Source organism: Micromonospora sp. NPDC049275, from assembly GCF_043197115.1.
In the GTDB taxonomy this organism is placed as follows: domain Bacteria; phylum Actinomycetota; class Actinomycetes; order Mycobacteriales; family Micromonosporaceae; genus Micromonospora.
Map to the genome: position 1 here is coordinate 62572 of NZ_JBICSN010000016.1, position 15450 is coordinate 78021.

Below are 15450 nucleotides of genomic sequence, written 5' to 3' on the forward strand. Positions count from 1 at the left end.
CCAGCGCGGAGCCGGCCCGGTGTTGGGGGCGGGCCAGCACCGGACCGGGGTGGGTCACCGTCCGGCGACCGGGTCCGGCGCCACCGCTGTGGCCGCCGCTCGGGCGGCAGCCCGGGCAGAGGCGCGGACCAGGGCCGGGCCCCGGTAGATGAAGCCGGTGTAGAGCTGCACCAGGGCCGCCCCGGCGTCGACCATCCGCGCCGCGTCGTCCGGGTCCAACACCCCGCCGACGCCGATGATCGGCAGGCGGCCACCGGTCTCGGAGTGCACGAAGGCGACCACGTCCCGGGCACGGCCGGTCAGGGGCCGGCCGGACAGGCCACCGGCCTCGGCGCCACGTGCGGAATCGGCCGAGGCCAGCCCGTCCCGGGAGAGCGTGGTGTTGGTGGCGATCACGCCGGCGGCGCCCCGGGCCAGGCACACCTCCAGCAGCTCGGCGATCGCCGCCTCGGTGAGATCCGGTGCGATCTTGACCAGGACCGGCTTCTCCCCCACCAGCGCGGCCAACAGGGCGTCCAGGTGTGCCCGATCCTGCAACGACCGCAGGCCAGGCGTGTTCGGCGAGGACACGTTGACCGCGAAGTAGTCGCCGTGCCCCCGCAGCGCGCGATACGAGGCGAGATAGTCCTCGACCGCCTCGTCGAGCGGGGTCACCTTGGACTTGCCAAGCGAGATGCCCAGCGGCACCCCGATCGGGCGCGGCAGCGCGTCCAGCCGGGCGGCGAGCGCGGCGGCCCCGGCGTTGTTGAAGCCCATCCGGTTGATCACCGCCTCGCTGCCCGGCAGCCGGAACAGCCGAGGCCGGGGATTGCCCGGCTGGGCGTGCGCGGTGACAGTGCCGACCTCGACGAAGCCGAAGCCGAGCGCCGGCCAGGCAGCCAGCGCGGCGCCGTCCTTGTCCATGCCGGCGGCCAGCCCGACCGGGTTCGGGAACCGCACGCCGAACACCGTGCGCGGCGCGTCGACCGCGTACCGGGCCCGCAGGGCGGCGAGGGCCACCGGACGCCGGGACAGCGCGGCCAACCGTCGCAGTGTCCATTCGTGCGCCGCCTCGGCGTCCCCGCCACCGAGGCGGAACAACCCCGGCCGTACGACCCGCTCGAACACTGTCACTGGGCCGCCCGCAGCGTCGCGTGCAGGTCCTGCAGAGGACGGACCTGCATGTCGCCCCGGATGCGCGCCTCGATGCCCATGACCGCCGCGGCCGCGCCGGGGACCGTGGTGATGCAGGGGATGTCGGCGGTGACGGCGGCGCTGCGGATCTCGTAGCCGTCCGAGCGGGCGCTGGCGCCCGAACCCTGCGGCGTGTTGATCACCAGTGCCACCTGGCCGCCCGCGATCAGCGACACCGCGTCGTCGCCCTCGCCGGCCTGGTAGTGCTTGCGGACCTGCTCGCAGGCGATACCGTGCCGACGCAGCACCTCGGCGGTGCCGGTGGTCGCCACGATCTCGAAGCCGAGATCGGCCAACCGCTTGATCGGGAAGATCATGCCGCGCTTGTCGCGGTTCGCCACCGAGACGAAGATCTTCCCTTCGGTCGGCAGCGACCCGTACGCGGCGGACTGACTCTTGGCGAACGCGTGCCCGAAGTTGGTGTCGATTCCCATCACCTCGCCCGTCGACTTCATCTCCGGGCCGAGCAGCGAGTCGATCCCCTTGCCGGCGCGGGTCCGGAAACGCTTGAACGGCAGCACCGCCTCCTTGACCGCGACCGGCGCGTCGGCGGGCATCGTGCCCCCGTCTCCCGTCGCCGGGAGCAGGCCCTCGGCGCGCAGCTCGGCGATGGTCGCGCCGAGCGCGATCCGGGCCGCCGCCTTGGCCAGCGGAACGGCCGTCGCCTTCGAGACGAACGGAACGGTCCGCGACGCGCGCGGGTTGGCCTCCAGGACGTAGAGCACGTCGTCCTTGAGCGCGTACTGCACGTTGAGCAGACCGCGGACGCCGACACCGCGGGCGATCGCCTCGGTGTAGCGGCGGACCTCCGCCAGGTGCGACCCCGCGAGGGTGATCGGGGGCAGCGCGCAGGACGAGTCGCCGGAGTGGATGCCGGCCTCCTCGATGTGCTCCATCACGCCGCCGATGTAGACCGCGCCGTCGGCGTCGCACAGGGCGTCCACGTCGATCTCGATGGCGTCGTCCAGGAACCGGTCCACCAGCACCGGATGGTCGCCGGAGATGTCGGTGGCCCGGCCGATGTAGTCGCGCAGGGTCGGGTCGTCGTAGACGATCTCCATGCCCCGCCCGCCCAGCACGTACGACGGCCGGACCAGCACCGGGTAACCGATCTCGTCGGCGATCGCCTTGGCCTCGTCGTAGGACGTGGCCATGCCGTGCGCCGGCGCGCGGAGCCCGGCGCGGGCCAGCACCGCGCCGAACGCGCCCCGCTCCTCGGCCAGGTGGATCGACTCCGGAGAGGTGCCGACGACCGGCACGCCGGCGTTCTTGAGCCGCTGCGCCAACCCGAGCGGGGTCTGCCCGCCGAGCTGTACGACCACACCGATCACGCCCGGTCCGCCGGCGGCACGACCGGAGGAGTCCTCCGCGTGCCAGACCTCGAGGACGTCCTCGAACGTCAGCGGCTCGAAGTAGAGCCGGTCGGCGGTGTCGTAGTCGGTGGAGACCGTCTCCGGGTTGCAGTTGACCATGACGGTCTCGTAACCGGCCGACCGCAACGCCTGCACCGCGTGCACGCACGAGTAGTCGAACTCGATGCCCTGCCCGATCCGGTTCGGGCCGGAGCCCAGGATCAGCACCTTCGGCCGGTCCGACGGCGCGACCTCGGTCTCCAGGTCGTACGTGGAGTAGTGGTACGGCGTGGTGGCCTCGAACTCGGCGGCGCAGGTGTCCACGGTCTTGTAGACCGGGCGCACATCGAGGCGGTGCCGCAGGGTCCGTACGCCGTCCTCGGCCGCCAGCTCCGGACGCAGCGCGGCGAGCTGCCGGTCGGACAGGCCGGCCCGCTTGGCGCGACGCAGCAGCTCGGCGTCGAGCACCGGCGCGTCGACGATCTCGGCGCGCAGCTCGATCAACGCGGCGATCTGGTCCAGGAACCACGGATCGATCCCGCCGGACGCCTCGTTGACCTCGGTGATCGACGCGCCCAGGCGCAGCGCCCGCTCCACAGTGTAGAGCCGGCCGTCGTGCGGGATCCGCAGCGCGGCGAGGGTGTCGGCCAGGGTGACGCCCTGCGGATCTGGAGTGGTCCAGAAACCGGCGGCCTTGGTTTCCATCGAGCGCATCGCCTTGTTCAGCGCCTCGGTGAAGTTGCGCCCGAGGCTCATGGCCTCGCCCACCGACTTCATCGTGGTGGTCAGCTCCGGGTCCGCGCCGGGGAACTTCTCGAACGCGAACCGGGGGATCTTCACCACGACGTAGTCGAGGGACGGCTCGAACGCCGCAGGGGTCTTCAGCGTGATGTCGTTGGGGATCTCGTCGAGCGTGTAGCCGATGGCCAGCTTGGCGGCGATCTTCGCGATCGGGAAGCCTGTCGCCTTGGAGGCCAGCGCCGAGGACCGCGACACCCGGGGGTTCATCTCGATCACGACGATCCGGCCGTCGACCGGGTTGACCGCGAACTGGATGTTGCACCCGCCGGTGTCCACGCCGACCTCGCGCAGCACCGCGATGCCCAGGTCGCGCAGGCGCTGGTACTCCCGGTCGGTGAGCGTCATGGCCGGCGCCACGGTGACGCTGTCGCCGGTGTGCACACCCATCGGGTCGACGTTCTCGATCGAGCAGACGACGACCACGTTGTCGCGCCGGTCGCGCATCAGCTCAAGCTCGTACTCCTTCCAGCCGAGCACGCTCTCCTCGATGAGGACCTCGTGCACCGGGCTGGCGGTCAGGCCGTCGCCGGCGATGCGGGCCAGGTCCTCCGGGGTGTGCGCCATGCCGGAGCCCAGGCCACCCATGGTGAACGACGGCCGGATCACCACCGGCAGGCCCAGCTCGGCGACTGTCGCCTCGACCTCGTCCATGGAGTGGCACACCCGGGACCGGGGCACCAGCGCGGCCGGGTCGTCGACGCCCAGGCGTACGCCTGCCTTCGCCACGATCTCCTTGAACAGCTGGCGGTCCTCGCCCCGGTTGATGGCGTCGATGTTCGCGCCGATCAACTCCACGCCGTACTTCTCCAGGACGCCTGCGGAGTGCAGGGCGACAGCGGTGTTCAGCGCGGTCTGCCCGCCCAGGGTCGCCAGGATGGCGTCCGGGCGCTCCTTGGCGATGACCAGCTCCACGAACTCCGGGGTGATCGGCTCGACGTACGTGGCGTCGGCGAACTCCGGGTCCGTCATGATCGTGGCGGGGTTGGAGTTGACCAGGCTGACCCGGATGCCCTCGCTGCGCAGCACCCGGCACGCCTGGGTGCCGGAGTAGTCGAACTCGCAGGCCTGCCCGATGACGATCGGCCCGGAGCCGATCACGAGGATGTGCTTGAGATCGGTCCGCTTAGGCATTGCTGCGCCCCCTGCTGTGGTTCCGACCCTCGATCAGGTCGGCGAACCGGTCGAAGAGATAGTCGGCGTCGTGCGGGCCGGCCGCCGCCTCCGGGTGGTACTGCACGGTGAACGCGGGCACGTCAACGGCCCGCAGCCCCTCGACGACGTTGTCGTTGAGGCAGACGTGCGACACCCGGACGCCGCCGAAGTCGGTGTCGATCACCTGGTCGGGAACCACCGCGCCGGCGCCCGCGCCCGGCACCTTCACCGCGAAGCCGTGATTGTGGCTGGTCACCTCGACCTTGCCGGTGGCCCGGTCGAGCACCGGCTGGTTGATGCCCCGGTGGCCGTAGCCCAGCTTGTAGGTGCCGAAGCCGAGCGCCCGGCCGAGGATCTGGCTGCCGAAGCAGATGCCGAACAGCGGCACCTCCCGCCGCAACGCCTCCCTCGCCAGCGCCACCGGACCGTCGGCCGTGGCCGGGTCGCCGGGGCCGGGCGACAGGAAGACCGCGTCGGCGCCGGTGGCCAGCAGGGCCTCGATGCTCGACGAGGCCGGCAGCACGTGGGTGGTCACCCCGCGCGCGGCCAGCCGGCGCGGCACGTTGCGCTTGATGCCCAGGTCCAGCGCGGCCACTGTGAACCGGTGCTCGCCGAGCGCCTCGACGACGTACGGCTCGGTGGTGGTCACCTCGGCGGACAGGTCCGCGCCGACCATCTGCGGTGACTGCCGGACCCGGGCCAGCAGGCTCTGCGGGTCCTTCTCGACGCTGGAGATGCCCACCCGCATGGCCCCCCGCTCGCGCAGGTGCCGGGTCAACGCCCGGGTGTCCACGCCGCTGATGCCCACCACACCCTCGGTGGCGAGGCGGTCCTCCAGACTGCCGGTGGCCCGCCAGTTCGAGCCGATCCGGGCCGGGTCGCGGACGACGTAACCGGCCACCCAGATCCGGCCGGACTCGTCGTCCTCGCCGTTGACGCCCGTGTTGCCGATGTGCGGGGCGGTCTGCACGACCACCTGCCGGTGGTAGGACGGGTCGGTGAGCGTCTCCTGGTAACCGGTCATACCGGTGTTGAAGACCGCCTCGCCGAAGGTCTCGCCGACACTGCCGTACGCCTCGCCGGGGAACGTGCGCCCATCCTCTAGCACCAGGATCGCGGGTCTGCGCTTGCTCACTGTGCCGGCCTTTCGTTCGCGACTGCGGGACTCCGCTTCGCTGCATTCCTCGCGCTCACCGAACTGCCTTTCCGTCCAGGACCGTCGGCTCGCCGCGCAGGAAGGTCGCCACGATGCGACCCGGCAGCGTCATGCGGGCGTACGGGGTGTTGCGACTGCGGCTGGCCAGCTCCGTCGGCTCGATGGTGCGGCGGGCGGCCGGGTCGACCACTGTCAGGTTGGCCGGCACGCCGGGCGCCGGGTCGACGCCGTGACCGGTGAGCCCGGCGATCCGGGCGGGGGCACGCGACATCCGCTCGGCGATCAGGTCCCACTCCGGGCCGAGCACGTCCAGCGCGATGGACAGGGCCGTCTCCAGACCGAGCATCCCCGGCCGGGCGTACGCCCACTCGCACTCCTTGTCCTCCACGGCGTGCGGGGCGTGGTCGGTGGCGATGATGTCGATGACGCCGTCGGCGAGCGCGGACCGCAGGGCGGCGATGTCGGCGGCCGTGCGCAGCGGCGGGTTGACCTTGAAGACCGGGTCGTAGCTCTCCGCACGCTCGTCGGTGAGCAGCAGGTGGTGCGGGGTGACCTCGGCGGTGACGCGTACGCCACGGGCCTTGGCCTGGCGCAGCACCTCGACGCTGCCGGCGGTGGAGACGTGGCAGACGTGCAGGCGGCTGCCCACGTGCTCGGCCAGCAGCACGTCCCGGGCGATGATCGCCTCCTCGGCGACCGCCGGCCAGCCGATCAGACCGAGCCGGGTGGAGACCTCACCCTCGTGCATCTGGGCGCCCTCGGTGAGGCGGGGCTCCTCGGCGTGCTGGGCGATGATCCCGTCGAACGCCTTGACGTACTCCAGGGCCCGGCGCATCAGCAACGGGTCGGCGACGCAGTGCCCGTCGTCGGAGAAGATCCGCACCCGGGCCGCGGAGTCGGCCATCGCGCCCAGCTCGGCCAGGCGCTCGCCGGCCAGCCCGACGGTGACCGCGCCGACCGGCTGCACGTCGACGAGCCCGGCCTCCCGGCCGAGCCGCCAGACCTGCTCCACGACGCCTGCGGTGTCCGCGACCGGCGAGGTGTTCGCCATCGCGCAGACCGCGGTGTAGCCGCCAAGCGCCGCCGCCCGGGACCCGGACTCCACGGTCTCGGCGTCCTCCCGGCCGGGCTCGCGCAGGTGGGTGTGCAGGTCGACCAGGCCGGGCAGGGCGACCAGCCCGGCGCCGTCGACCACCACGGCGTCCGGCGCGGACAGCCCCGGCCCGACCTCGGCGACGACGCCGTCGCGGATCAGCAGGTCGGTCGGCGCGGCGCCGACGATGCTCACGCTGGTGATGAGGTACGCGGTCACCGGTTGTTCCCTCCGAGCAGCAGGTAAAGAACAGCCATCCGCACGGAGACCCCGTTGGTGACCTGTTCGACGATTGTGGAGCGGGGTGAGTCGGCCACCTCGGGGGTGATCTCCATCCCCCGGTTCATCGGGCCCGGGTGCATGACGATCGCGTGCTCGGGCAGGCGGCGCATCCGCGGGCCGTCCAGCCCGTAGCGGCGGGAGTACTCGCGCGCGGAGGGGAAGTAGGAGTCCTTCATCCGCTCCCGCTGCACCCGCAGCATCATCACCACGTCGACGTCGGGCAGCACCGCGTCGAGGTCGTAGGACACGTCGGTGCCCGGGGCGAGGGCGCCGGCGATGTCGACGGGGATGAGCGTGGGCGGGCCGACCAGGGTGACCTTCGCGCCGAGGGTGGACAGCAGCAGGACGTTGGAGCGGGCCACCCGGGAGTGCAGCACGTCCCCGACCACAGCGACCGACAGGCCGGCCAGCCGGCCCAGCCGGGCCCGCATGGTGTACGCGTCGAGCAGCGCCTGGGTGGGGTGCTCGTGCGTGCCGTCGCCGGCGTTGACCACCGACCCGTCCACCCAGTTCGCGAGCCGGTGCGGGGCGCCCGAGGCGGGGTGCCGCACGACGACCGCGTCGGCGCCCATGGCCTGCAGGGTCAGCGCCGTGTCCTTCAGGCTCTCGCCCTTGGCGACGCTGGACCCCTTCGCCGAAAAGTTGATCACGTCGGCGCTGAGCCGTTTCGCCGCCGCCTCGAACGAGATCCGGGTGCGGGTGGAGTCCTCGTAGAAGAGGTTCACCACCGTCCGGCCGCGCAGGGCGGGCAGCTTCTTGATCTCGCGGCCGGCGACCGTGGCCATCTCGGCGGCGGTGTCCAGGATCTCGGTGGCGGTGTCGGCGTCCAGGTCCGCGCCGGAGAGCAGGTGCCTGATCATGAGGTGGGTCCCCCGTACAACTTGACCTCGTCGGCGCCGTCGATCTCGGCGAGCGTCACCTTGACGCTCTCGGCGAGCGCCGTCGGGATGTTCTTGCCGACGTAGTCGGCGCGGATCGGCAGCTCGCGGTGGCCGCGGTCGACCAGGACGGCGAGCTGCACCGACGCCGGGCGGCCCACGTCGTTGAGCGCGTCGAGCGCGGCGCGCACGGTGCGCCCGGAGAAGAGCACGTCGTCGACGAGGATCACCCGCTTGCCGTCGATGCCGCCGGTGGGCACCTGGGTCGGGCCGATCGCGCGGGTGGCGTGCCGGCGCAGGTCGTCGCGGTACAGCGTGATGTCGAGCACACCGACCGGGACGACGACGTCTTCGAAGGTGCTGATCCGGGAGGCGAGCCGCCGCGCGAGGGGCGCTCCCCGGGTGGGAATCCCGAGCAGCACGGTGTCGGCGGCGCCCTGGGTCTTCTCCAGGATCTGGTGGGCGATGCGGTCGACCACTCGCTGCACGTCGGCGCTGGCGAGGATCACCTTCACCGAGGGTTGTCGCGGTGGTGACGAGCGGGCAGCCGGTGGGTATGCCACGGCGGACCTCCTTCCCCGCCTCACGGGACGGGTCGTTAAAGGATGTCGGGCACCTCCGGCCGGCTCGCGCGAGCAGACCTGACCGGGGCTTCACGCCACGTTACCAGTGGTCACCGGGCCGACGGACAGCGGCCGCTGACCATCGGATCAGGCACACGAAATGGGGATAACTCCCTCGGTGCTCCCCAACGGTAAGGTCACGACCACTTGACCACGTGTCGCATTCCCCGTACCGTCACGCTCCGTAGCGATCGACGGGAGAACCCCGAGCAGCACTGGGAGTGTCCGAATGCCCTCTGAATACGCCAAATCTCTGGGCGCACGCCTGCGCTCCATCCGCCAGCAGCAGGGCCTCTCCCTGCAGGGTGTGGAGGAGAAGTCGAACGGGCGATGGAAGGCCGTGGTGGTCGGCTCGTACGAGCGTGGCGACCGGGCCGTGACGGTGTCCCGTCTGGCCGAGCTGGCCGAGTTCTACCGTGTCCCCGTCTCGGAACTGCTGCCCGACGGCAGCGGCGTCCGGCACGAGCCCACCAGCAAGATCGTCCTGGACCTGGAGCGGCTCTACGACGAGGCCTCCGAGGACCTGGCCTATGTCGCCCGCTACGCCCGCGCCATCCAGCAGCAGCGCGGTGACTACAACGGCCGGGTGCTCTCCATCCGCGCCGACGACCTGCGGGCGCTCGCGATCGTCTACGACGCCTCACCGTCGGGTCTGATCGAGCGGCTCACCGAGCACGGCGTGCTGGTGGCCGACCCCCGGGCGTTCTTCGCCTCCTGAGCTGTCGCTTCACCCGAAGAAGGGCCCGTGCCGGTTGGCACGGGCCCTTCTTTCTCGTGCGGGTACGCGGTAGCTCAGCGGGTGGCGTACTCGGCGATGCGGCCGAGCACGCCGTTGAGGAACCGCGGTGAATCGTCGGTGGACATCTGCCGGGCCAGCTCGACGGCCTCGCTGATCGCCACCGCGTCGTCGATCTCGTCGACGTAGAGCAACTCGTAGACGGCGATCCGGGCCAGGTTGCGGTCGACCACCGGCATCCGCTCCAACGTCCAACCCTCGGCGTAGCTGGCGATCAGCTCGTCGATGCGGTTGAGGTGCTCGGCGACCCCCTCGATCAGGCCCACCGCGTAACCCAGGTGCTCCGGGCGGGGCTGTTCGATGCGCTGGAGGTAGCCGGCCAGGACCTCGACGGGCGGCCGATCCCGCAGGTCGGCCTCGTAGAGGACGTCCAGCGCCCGCTTGCGCGCCTTGCGGCGTGCCGGCATCTGCTGCTTGGGACCCTCAGCCATCAGGCGCGGCCGAGGTAACGGCCGTCGCGGGTGTCGACCTTGATCTTCTCACCGGTGGTGATGAACAGCGGAACCGGCACGGTGGCGCCGGTCTCCACGGTCGCCGGCTTGGTGCCGCCGGTCGAACGGTCGCCCTGCAGGCCGGGCTCGGTGTAGGTGACCTCCAGCACGACGCTGGTGGGCAGCTCGATGTAGAGCGGCACACCCTCGTGCTGGGCGACGGTCGCCTCCGCCTCGGGCAGCAGGTAGTTGGCTGCCTCACCGACGGTGCCACCGGGCACGGTGATCTGGTCGAAGGTCTCCAGATCCATGAAGACGAAGTCCTCGCCGTCGGCGTACAAATACTGCATCGTGCGCTTGTCCACGGTCGCGGTCTCGACCTTGGTGCCCGCGTTGAAGGTCTTGTCGACCACCTTCCCGGACAGCACGTTCTTCAGCGTGGTGCGTACGAACGCGCCACCCTTACCGGGCTTGACGTGCTGGAACTCGACGACGGCCCAGAGCTCGCCGTCCAGGTTGAGTACCAGGCCGTTTTTGAGGTCGTTGGTGGAGGCCATTTCCTGCCTTGATCATCAATTGGCGGACAGACCCTAGGAGTCTACTAGCTGCGTCGAATCGCCCGGTCCCCGCTGGGGTCGACCCCTGCGCGGGCGGCCAGGTGGTGCAGGGCGAGGCGGTAGCCGTCGATGCCCAGGCCGCAGATCACCCCGGTCGCCACCGCGGAGACCACCGAGTGGTGCCGGAACTCCTCGCGGGCGTGGATGTTGGAGAGGTGCACCTCCACCAGCGGCCCGCGCAGCATGGCGCAGGCGTCGCGCACCGCGTACGAGTAGTGCGACCAGGCGGCCGGGTTGAGCACCACTGCGGCGCCCTCGTCGGCGGCGGTGTGCAGCCAGCCGAGCAGCTCGTGCTCGGCGTCGGTCTGCCGGACCGTCACGTCCAGCCCCAGCTCCCGGCCGGTGGCCTCGCAGAGCGTCACCAGGTCGGCGTAGCTCGTCGAGCCGTACACGGCGGGCTCCCGGGTGCCCAGCCGGCCCAGGTTCGGCCCGTTCAACACGTACACCTTCACGGGGTGGCCACCTCGCGGTACGCGGCCTCCAGGAGCGCGTCGTCCGGGCCCTCCAGCATCGCCGGGCGGGCCAGCGCGTCCAGCACCACGAACCGCAACCGGCTGCCCCGGGCCTTCTTGTCCACCCGCATGACGGCCAGCAGCCGCGGCCAGGCGTCGGCGGGGTAGCTCACCGGCAGGCCGAGCGCGGCCAGGGTGCGCCGGTGCCGGTCGGCGGTCGCCGTGTCCAGCCGGCCGGCGAGCCGGGCCAGCGTGGCGGCGTACACCAGACCAACGGCCACCGCGTGGCCGTGCCGCCAGCGGTAACCCTCGACCTGCTCGATGGCGTGGGCCAGGGTGTGACCGTAGTTGAGCACCTCCCGCAGGCCCGACTCGCGCAGGTCGCCGGCGACCACGTCGGCCTTGACCCGGATGGCCCGCTCGATCAGCTCCCGGGTCACCGGCCCGCGCGGGTCGGTGGCCGCCGCCGGGTCACGCTCGACGAGATCCAGGATCACCGGGTCGGCGATGAAGCCGCACTTGACCACCTCGGCCAGCCCGGCCGCCAGGTCGACGGCGGGCAGGCTGTCCAGGGTGGCCAGGTCGGCCAGCACTCCGACCGGTGGGTGGAACGCGCCGACCAGGTTCTTGCCGGCGGCGGTGTTGATCCCGGTCTTGCCGCCCACGGCGGCGTCCACCATGCCCAGCAGCGAGGTGGCCACCGGCACCCAGCGCACGCCGCGCAGCCAGCAGGCCGCGACGAAGCCGGCCAGGTCGGTCACCGCGCCGCCGCCGACCCCGACCACCGCGTCGGTACGGGTGAAGCCGGCCGCCCCCAGCCGGTCCCAGCAGGCGGCCGCCACGTCGATCTGCTTGCCCGACTCCGCGTCGGGCACCTCGATCGCCAGTGGCTCGACGCCGGCCGCGCGCAGCCGTTCGCCGATCGCGTCCGTCAGGGCCTTGAGCGGGGGCGTGTGCAACACCGCCACCCGGGTCGCCCCGGGCAGCAGCCCGGGGAGCGCGTCCAGCAGGTCGCGTCCCACCAGCACGTCGTACGGCCGTTCGCCGCCGACCGGAATCCGGGTCACCTCGTTCATCGCCGGCAGCCTAGTCCAGCGGACGGCGTGGCGACGGCGTCTGTCCACCTGCTGGCCGGGCGGCCCACTCGGCCAGCAGGCGCGCGTGCTCGGCCACGGCGGCGCGCAACGCCTCCGGGTGGCGCACGGTGAACGCGCAGCCCAGCCCGGCGAGCAGCGCCGCCATGCCCGGAAGGCTCTCCGCCCGGGCCCGCAGCAGCACCCCGTCGCCACTGGCGGTCAGCTCGGCCGCGCTGGGCGGGATGCGTCGCCGGGCGGTGACCAGGTCGGTCTCCAGCAGCACCTCCACCTCGTGCCGGTAGGGCACGCCCGCCAACGACCGGGTCAGCCACGCCACCGCGTCGAAGCCGTCCGGCACCGTGAACGTCGCTTCGCCGGGCGTCACGGCGTCGACGCGGTCCAGTCGGAACGTGCGTACCTCCCCGCGCCGGTGGTCGTGGCCGGTGACGTACCAGCGGCCGGCGTGGAAGACCAGCCCGTACGGGTCCAGCTCACGATGCGACCGCTCACCGCGCCAGGATCGGTAGTCCAGGCTCACCCGCTGCCGGTGCCGGGCGGCCGCGGCCAGGGCCAGCAGGGTGCCCGACGCCGGGCGCGCCTGGGGCTCGGGCCGCCGCAGGGTGAAGCCGAGGTGCTCCTGCACGGCGGTCAGCCGGTCGGCGAGCGCCGCCGGCAGCACCCGGTGGATCTTCACCAGCGCGGTAGCCGTGGCGGGCAACTCGGTGGCCAGCCCGACCCGTTCGGCGACGACCAGGCCGAGCAGCACGGCCACCGCCTCGTCGTCGGTCAGCATCAGCGGCGGCAGCTTGAACCCCTGGTGCAGGCGGTAGCCGCCGTGGCGGCCCCGGTCGGCGAGCACCGGGATGCCCAGCTCGACAAGGGTGGCCGCGTACCGGCGCACGGTCCGTTCGTCCACGCCGAGCCGACCGGCCAGCTCGCCGGCCGTCGCCCGGTGCCGGGCCTGGAGCAGTTCGAGCAGGGCCAGCACCCGACCGGCGGGATGCGACACGGGCCACTCCTTCAAACCGGGCGGATCCTGTCCGGATTCGATCGTACGGTCGGTCGGTAGCCGAGAGAAGGAGCGACAGATGGCGACGTTCGTCCTGGTACCGGGATTCTGGTTGGGCGCGTGGGCGTGGCAGGAGGTGACAGGTCTGCTGCGCGCGCGAGGGCACGACGTCCACCCGATGACGCTGACCGGGGTGGCCGAGCGCCACCACCTCGCCGGGCCGGAGGTGACCCTGGAGACGCACACCACCGACATCGTCCGGCTGATCGAGGTGGAGGATCTGCGCGACGTGCTGCTCGTCGGGCACTCCGGCGGCGGCATGCCGGTGGCGCAGGTGGCCGACCGCATCCCGAACCGCATCGCCCGGGTGGTCTACGTGGAGAGTGGGCCGCTGCCGGACGGCACCGCACAGTTCGACACGGTGCCGCCGGAGGAACAGCAGCGGCTGCGCGCGGCGATCGGCGACGGGCACCTGCTGCCACCGCCGGCCTGGGACCCGGCGGCCGACCCGACAAACCTGGCCGGCCTGGACGAGCCGACGCTGGCCCTCCTGCGCGAGCGCGCCACGCCGCAGCCCCTGCGCACGGCGACGGATCCGGTACGCCGCACGGGTGGCCGCACGGTGCCGACCGCGCTCGTCGCGAGCACCTTCCCGCTCGCGGTGGTGCGCGAGATGATCGAGCAGGGGCACCCGTACTTCACCGGGCTGGCCGGTGGCCGGCTGTTCGAGCTGCCCACCGGGCACTGGCCGATGCTCAGCGAGCCGAAGGGCCTCGCCGACGTGCTCGACGCCGCCGCCCACGAATAAGCGCGGGCCCGGCGCGGGGCCGGCCGGGTCAGCGGGGAAGCAGCGCGGCGATCTCGGCGACTACCGCCGCCGGGGCGCGGCCGTCGGTGATCACCGTCTCGGTGGCCACCTCGGCGTAGAGCGGCCTGCGCTGATCCATGAGGTGCTTGAGGGTGGCGCGCGGATTGATCGCCAGCAGTGGCCGGCCCGCGCCGAGCCCGACCCGCTTCACCGCGTCGGGCAGCTCCACCGAGAGGTGCACGACCCGGTGCCCCACCAGGGCCGCCCGGGTCTCCTCGGCCAGCACGGCGCCGCCGCCGAGCGCGAGCACACCGGTGCCGGCGGCGAGTGCCGCCGCCACGGCGGCCCGCTCCAGGGCTCGGAAGTGCTCCTCACCCTCGTCGATGAAGATCTCCGGGATGGTCTTGCCGGCCAGCTGCTCGATGTCGGCGTCGGTGTCCCGGAACTCCACGCCGAGGGTGGCCGCGAGCGCCTGCCCCACCGTGGTCTTGCCGCAGCCGGGCACCCCGACCAGGACCACGACCGGCGCCATCAGCGGATGACCAGCGCGTCGAGGTAGCCGGCCAGGTTGCGGCGGATCTCGGCGACCGAGTCACCGCCGAACTTCTCGGTGGCCGCCTCCGCCAGCACGAGCGCCACCATCGCCTCGGCGACGACCGCGGCCGCGGGCACCGCGCAGACGTCGGAGCGCTGGTTGATGGCGGTCGCCGGCTCGCCCGTGACGACGTCCACGGTGGCCAGCGCCCGGTTCAGCGAGGAGATCGGCTTCATGGCGGCGCGCACCCGCAGCGGCTCGCCTGTGGTGATGCCGCCCTCCAGCCCGCCGGCCCGGTCGGTGACGCGGCGGACGCCGGTGGCCGACGGGATGATCTCGTCGTGCGCCTCGGAGCCGCGGGAGCGGGCCTGCTGCCACCCGTCGCCGATCTCCACTCCCTTGATCGCCTGGATCGACATCAGCGCCGTGGCCAGCCGGGCGTCGAGCTTGCGGTCCCACTGGACGTGACTGCCCAGGCCCGGCGGCACCCCGTACGCCAGCACCTCCACCACGCCGCCGAGGGTGTCGGCGGCCTTCTTCGCGGCATCGACCTCGGCGACCATCAGGGCGCTGGCCTCCGGGTCGAGGCAGCGCAGCGGGTCGGCGTCGATGCGGTCGGCGTCCTGCGGGGTCGGGCGCAGCCCGGGTTTCGCGGCCACCGGCCCCAGCTCGACGACGTGCGAGACGATCTCGATGCCCAGCGCCTGCCGGATCAACGCCTTGGCGACGGCGCCGACTGCCACCCGGGCGGCGGTCTCCCGTGCGCTGGCGCGCTCCAGGATCGGCCGCGCGTCGTGGTGGCCGTACTTCTGCATCCCGGCAAGGTCGGCGTGGCCGGGCCGGGGGCGGGTCAGCGGGGCGTTGCGGGCCTGCCGGGCCAGCTCGTCGGGGTCGACCGGGTCGGCGGCCATCACCGTGCGCCACTTCGGCCACTCGGAGTTGCCCACCCGGATCGCCACCGGACTGCCCAGGGTCACGCCGTGCCGCAGCCCGCCGATCACCTCGATCTCGTCCTGCTCGAACGACATCCGGGCCCCACGGCCGTAGCCCAGCCGACGGCGGGCCAACTCGCCCGCGATCTCGGTGGTGCCCACCTCGACGCCGGCCGGCACCCCCTCCATCAACGCGACGAGGGCGGGACCGTGCGATTCACCTGCAGTCAGCCAGCGCAACACACCTGTCAGTCTGTCACGGCGCGCGACGGGCGCGTCGCGCT

15 protein-coding genes are annotated in these 15450 nt (G+C 72.4%); 2 read left to right on the plus strand and 13 right to left on the minus strand.

What is annotated here, in order from left to right; genetic code table 11:
* Positions 1-54 precede the first annotated feature (54 nt).
* The 6 genes from ACGFIE_RS30045 to pyrR are packed head-to-tail and all read right to left on the minus strand — an operon-like array spanning position 55 to position 8450.
* Positions 55-1113 (minus strand): quinone-dependent dihydroorotate dehydrogenase, encoded by a 1059-nt coding sequence (locus ACGFIE_RS30045; protein ID WP_393300919.1) that lies wholly within the window; start codon positions 1111-1113, stop codon positions 55-57.
* Positions 1110-4457, minus strand: coding sequence for a carbamoyl-phosphate synthase large subunit (gene carB / locus ACGFIE_RS30050; RefSeq protein WP_393300922.1), 3348 nt, complete (start codon positions 4455-4457; stop codon positions 1110-1112). Before carB ends, ACGFIE_RS30045 begins: the two co-directional genes overlap by 4 nt.
* Positions 4450-5613, minus strand: a complete 1164-nt coding sequence (carA, locus tag ACGFIE_RS30055) for a glutamine-hydrolyzing carbamoyl-phosphate synthase small subunit (RefSeq protein WP_393300925.1) — start codon at positions 5611-5613, stop codon at positions 4450-4452. The genes carB and carA overlap by 8 nt, the downstream gene beginning before the upstream one ends.
* 55 nt (positions 5614-5668) lie before the next feature.
* On the minus strand, positions 5669-6946 hold the full coding sequence (locus ACGFIE_RS30060) for a dihydroorotase (protein ID WP_393300928.1): 1278 nt from the start codon (positions 6944-6946) through the stop codon (positions 5669-5671).
* The gene (locus tag ACGFIE_RS30065; RefSeq protein ID WP_007458351.1) at positions 6943-7869 is read right to left on the minus strand and encodes an aspartate carbamoyltransferase catalytic subunit; all 927 of its coding nucleotides are present in this window, start codon (positions 7867-7869) and stop codon (positions 6943-6945) included. The genes ACGFIE_RS30060 and ACGFIE_RS30065 overlap by 4 nt, the downstream gene beginning before the upstream one ends.
* Positions 7866-8450, minus strand: coding sequence for a bifunctional pyr operon transcriptional regulator/uracil phosphoribosyltransferase PyrR (pyrR, locus tag ACGFIE_RS30070; protein ID WP_363686909.1), 585 nt, complete (start codon positions 8448-8450; stop codon positions 7866-7868). The genes ACGFIE_RS30065 and pyrR overlap by 4 nt, the downstream gene beginning before the upstream one ends.
* A gap of 289 nt (positions 8451-8739) precedes the next feature.
* On the opposite strand from pyrR, the gene ACGFIE_RS30075 reads away from it, so the two are divergent.
* Positions 8740-9228: a transcriptional regulator gene (locus ACGFIE_RS30075; protein ID WP_007458348.1), complete on the plus strand. Its 489-nt coding sequence runs from the start codon at positions 8740-8742 to the stop codon at positions 9226-9228.
* 74 nt (positions 9229-9302) lie between these two features.
* On the opposite strand, the gene nusB is transcribed toward ACGFIE_RS30075, so the two are convergent.
* Genes nusB through ACGFIE_RS30100 form a run of 5 tightly spaced genes read right to left on the minus strand, consistent with a single transcriptional unit; the run spans position 9303 to position 12891 of the window.
* Positions 9303-9713, minus strand: a complete 411-nt coding sequence (nusB, locus tag ACGFIE_RS30080) for a transcription antitermination factor NusB (RefSeq protein ID WP_193376622.1) — start codon at positions 9711-9713, stop codon at positions 9303-9305.
* A 23-nt stretch (positions 9714-9736) separates the two neighbouring features.
* Positions 9737-10294, minus strand: coding sequence for an elongation factor P (gene efp, locus ACGFIE_RS30085; protein WP_007458344.1), 558 nt, complete (start codon positions 10292-10294; stop codon positions 9737-9739).
* A gap of 44 nt (positions 10295-10338) precedes the next feature.
* Entirely contained in the window at positions 10339-10806 is a 468-nt protein-coding gene (gene aroQ / locus ACGFIE_RS30090) for a type II 3-dehydroquinate dehydratase (protein WP_393300932.1), read from the minus strand.
* Entirely contained in the window at positions 10803-11882 is a 1080-nt protein-coding gene (gene aroB, locus ACGFIE_RS30095; protein WP_363686913.1) for a 3-dehydroquinate synthase, read from the minus strand. The genes aroQ and aroB overlap by 4 nt, the downstream gene beginning before the upstream one ends.
* Before the next feature lie 10 nt (positions 11883-11892).
* On the minus strand, positions 11893-12891 hold the full coding sequence (locus ACGFIE_RS30100) for a helix-turn-helix transcriptional regulator (protein WP_393300935.1): 999 nt from the start codon (positions 12889-12891) through the stop codon (positions 11893-11895).
* Positions 12892-12970: 79 nt separating this feature from the next.
* Here ACGFIE_RS30100 and ACGFIE_RS30105 point away from each other — a divergent pair, with 79 nt between their 5' ends.
* Positions 12971-13699, plus strand: a complete 729-nt coding sequence (locus ACGFIE_RS30105) for an alpha/beta fold hydrolase (protein WP_393300938.1) — start codon at positions 12971-12973, stop codon at positions 13697-13699.
* 28 nt (positions 13700-13727) lie between these two features.
* On the opposite strand, the gene ACGFIE_RS30110 is transcribed toward ACGFIE_RS30105, so the two are convergent.
* A complete protein-coding gene (locus ACGFIE_RS30110) occupies positions 13728-14231 on the minus strand; it encodes a shikimate kinase (RefSeq protein ID WP_393300941.1) in 504 nt (167 codons plus the stop codon).
* Positions 14231-15409 carry a chorismate synthase gene (gene aroC, locus ACGFIE_RS30115; RefSeq protein ID WP_393300944.1) on the minus strand — a complete coding sequence of 393 codons (1179 nt, stop codon included), beginning with the start codon at positions 15407-15409 and terminating at the stop codon, positions 14231-14233. The genes ACGFIE_RS30110 and aroC overlap by 1 nt, the downstream gene beginning before the upstream one ends.
* Between the last annotated feature and the right edge of the window lie 41 nt (positions 15410-15450).

Bases quoted from the DNA above. Each gene is read 5' to 3' on its own strand.
- ACGFIE_RS30075 (WP_007458348.1), top strand. From the start codon at position 8,740: ATGCCCTCTGAATACGCCAAATCTCTGGGCGCACGCCTGCGCTCCATC.
- nusB (WP_193376622.1), bottom strand. From the start codon at position 9,713: ATGCCGGCACGCCGCAAGGCGCGCAAGCGGGCGCTGGACGTCCTCTAC.
- ACGFIE_RS30065 (WP_007458351.1), bottom strand. From the start codon at position 7,869: ATGATCAGGCACCTGCTCTCCGGCGCGGACCTGGACGCCGACACCGCC.
- ACGFIE_RS30105 (WP_393300938.1), top strand. From the start codon at position 12,971: ATGGCGACGTTCGTCCTGGTACCGGGATTCTGGTTGGGCGCGTGGGCG.
- carB (WP_393300922.1), bottom strand. From the start codon at position 4,457: ATGCCTAAGCGGACCGATCTCAAGCACATCCTCGTGATCGGCTCCGGG.
- efp (WP_007458344.1), bottom strand. From the start codon at position 10,294: ATGGCCTCCACCAACGACCTCAAAAACGGCCTGGTACTCAACCTGGAC.
- ACGFIE_RS30110 (WP_393300941.1), bottom strand. From the start codon at position 14,231: ATGGCGCCGGTCGTGGTCCTGGTCGGGGTGCCCGGCTGCGGCAAGACC.
- aroB (WP_363686913.1), bottom strand. From the start codon at position 11,882: ATGAACGAGGTGACCCGGATTCCGGTCGGCGGCGAACGGCCGTACGAC.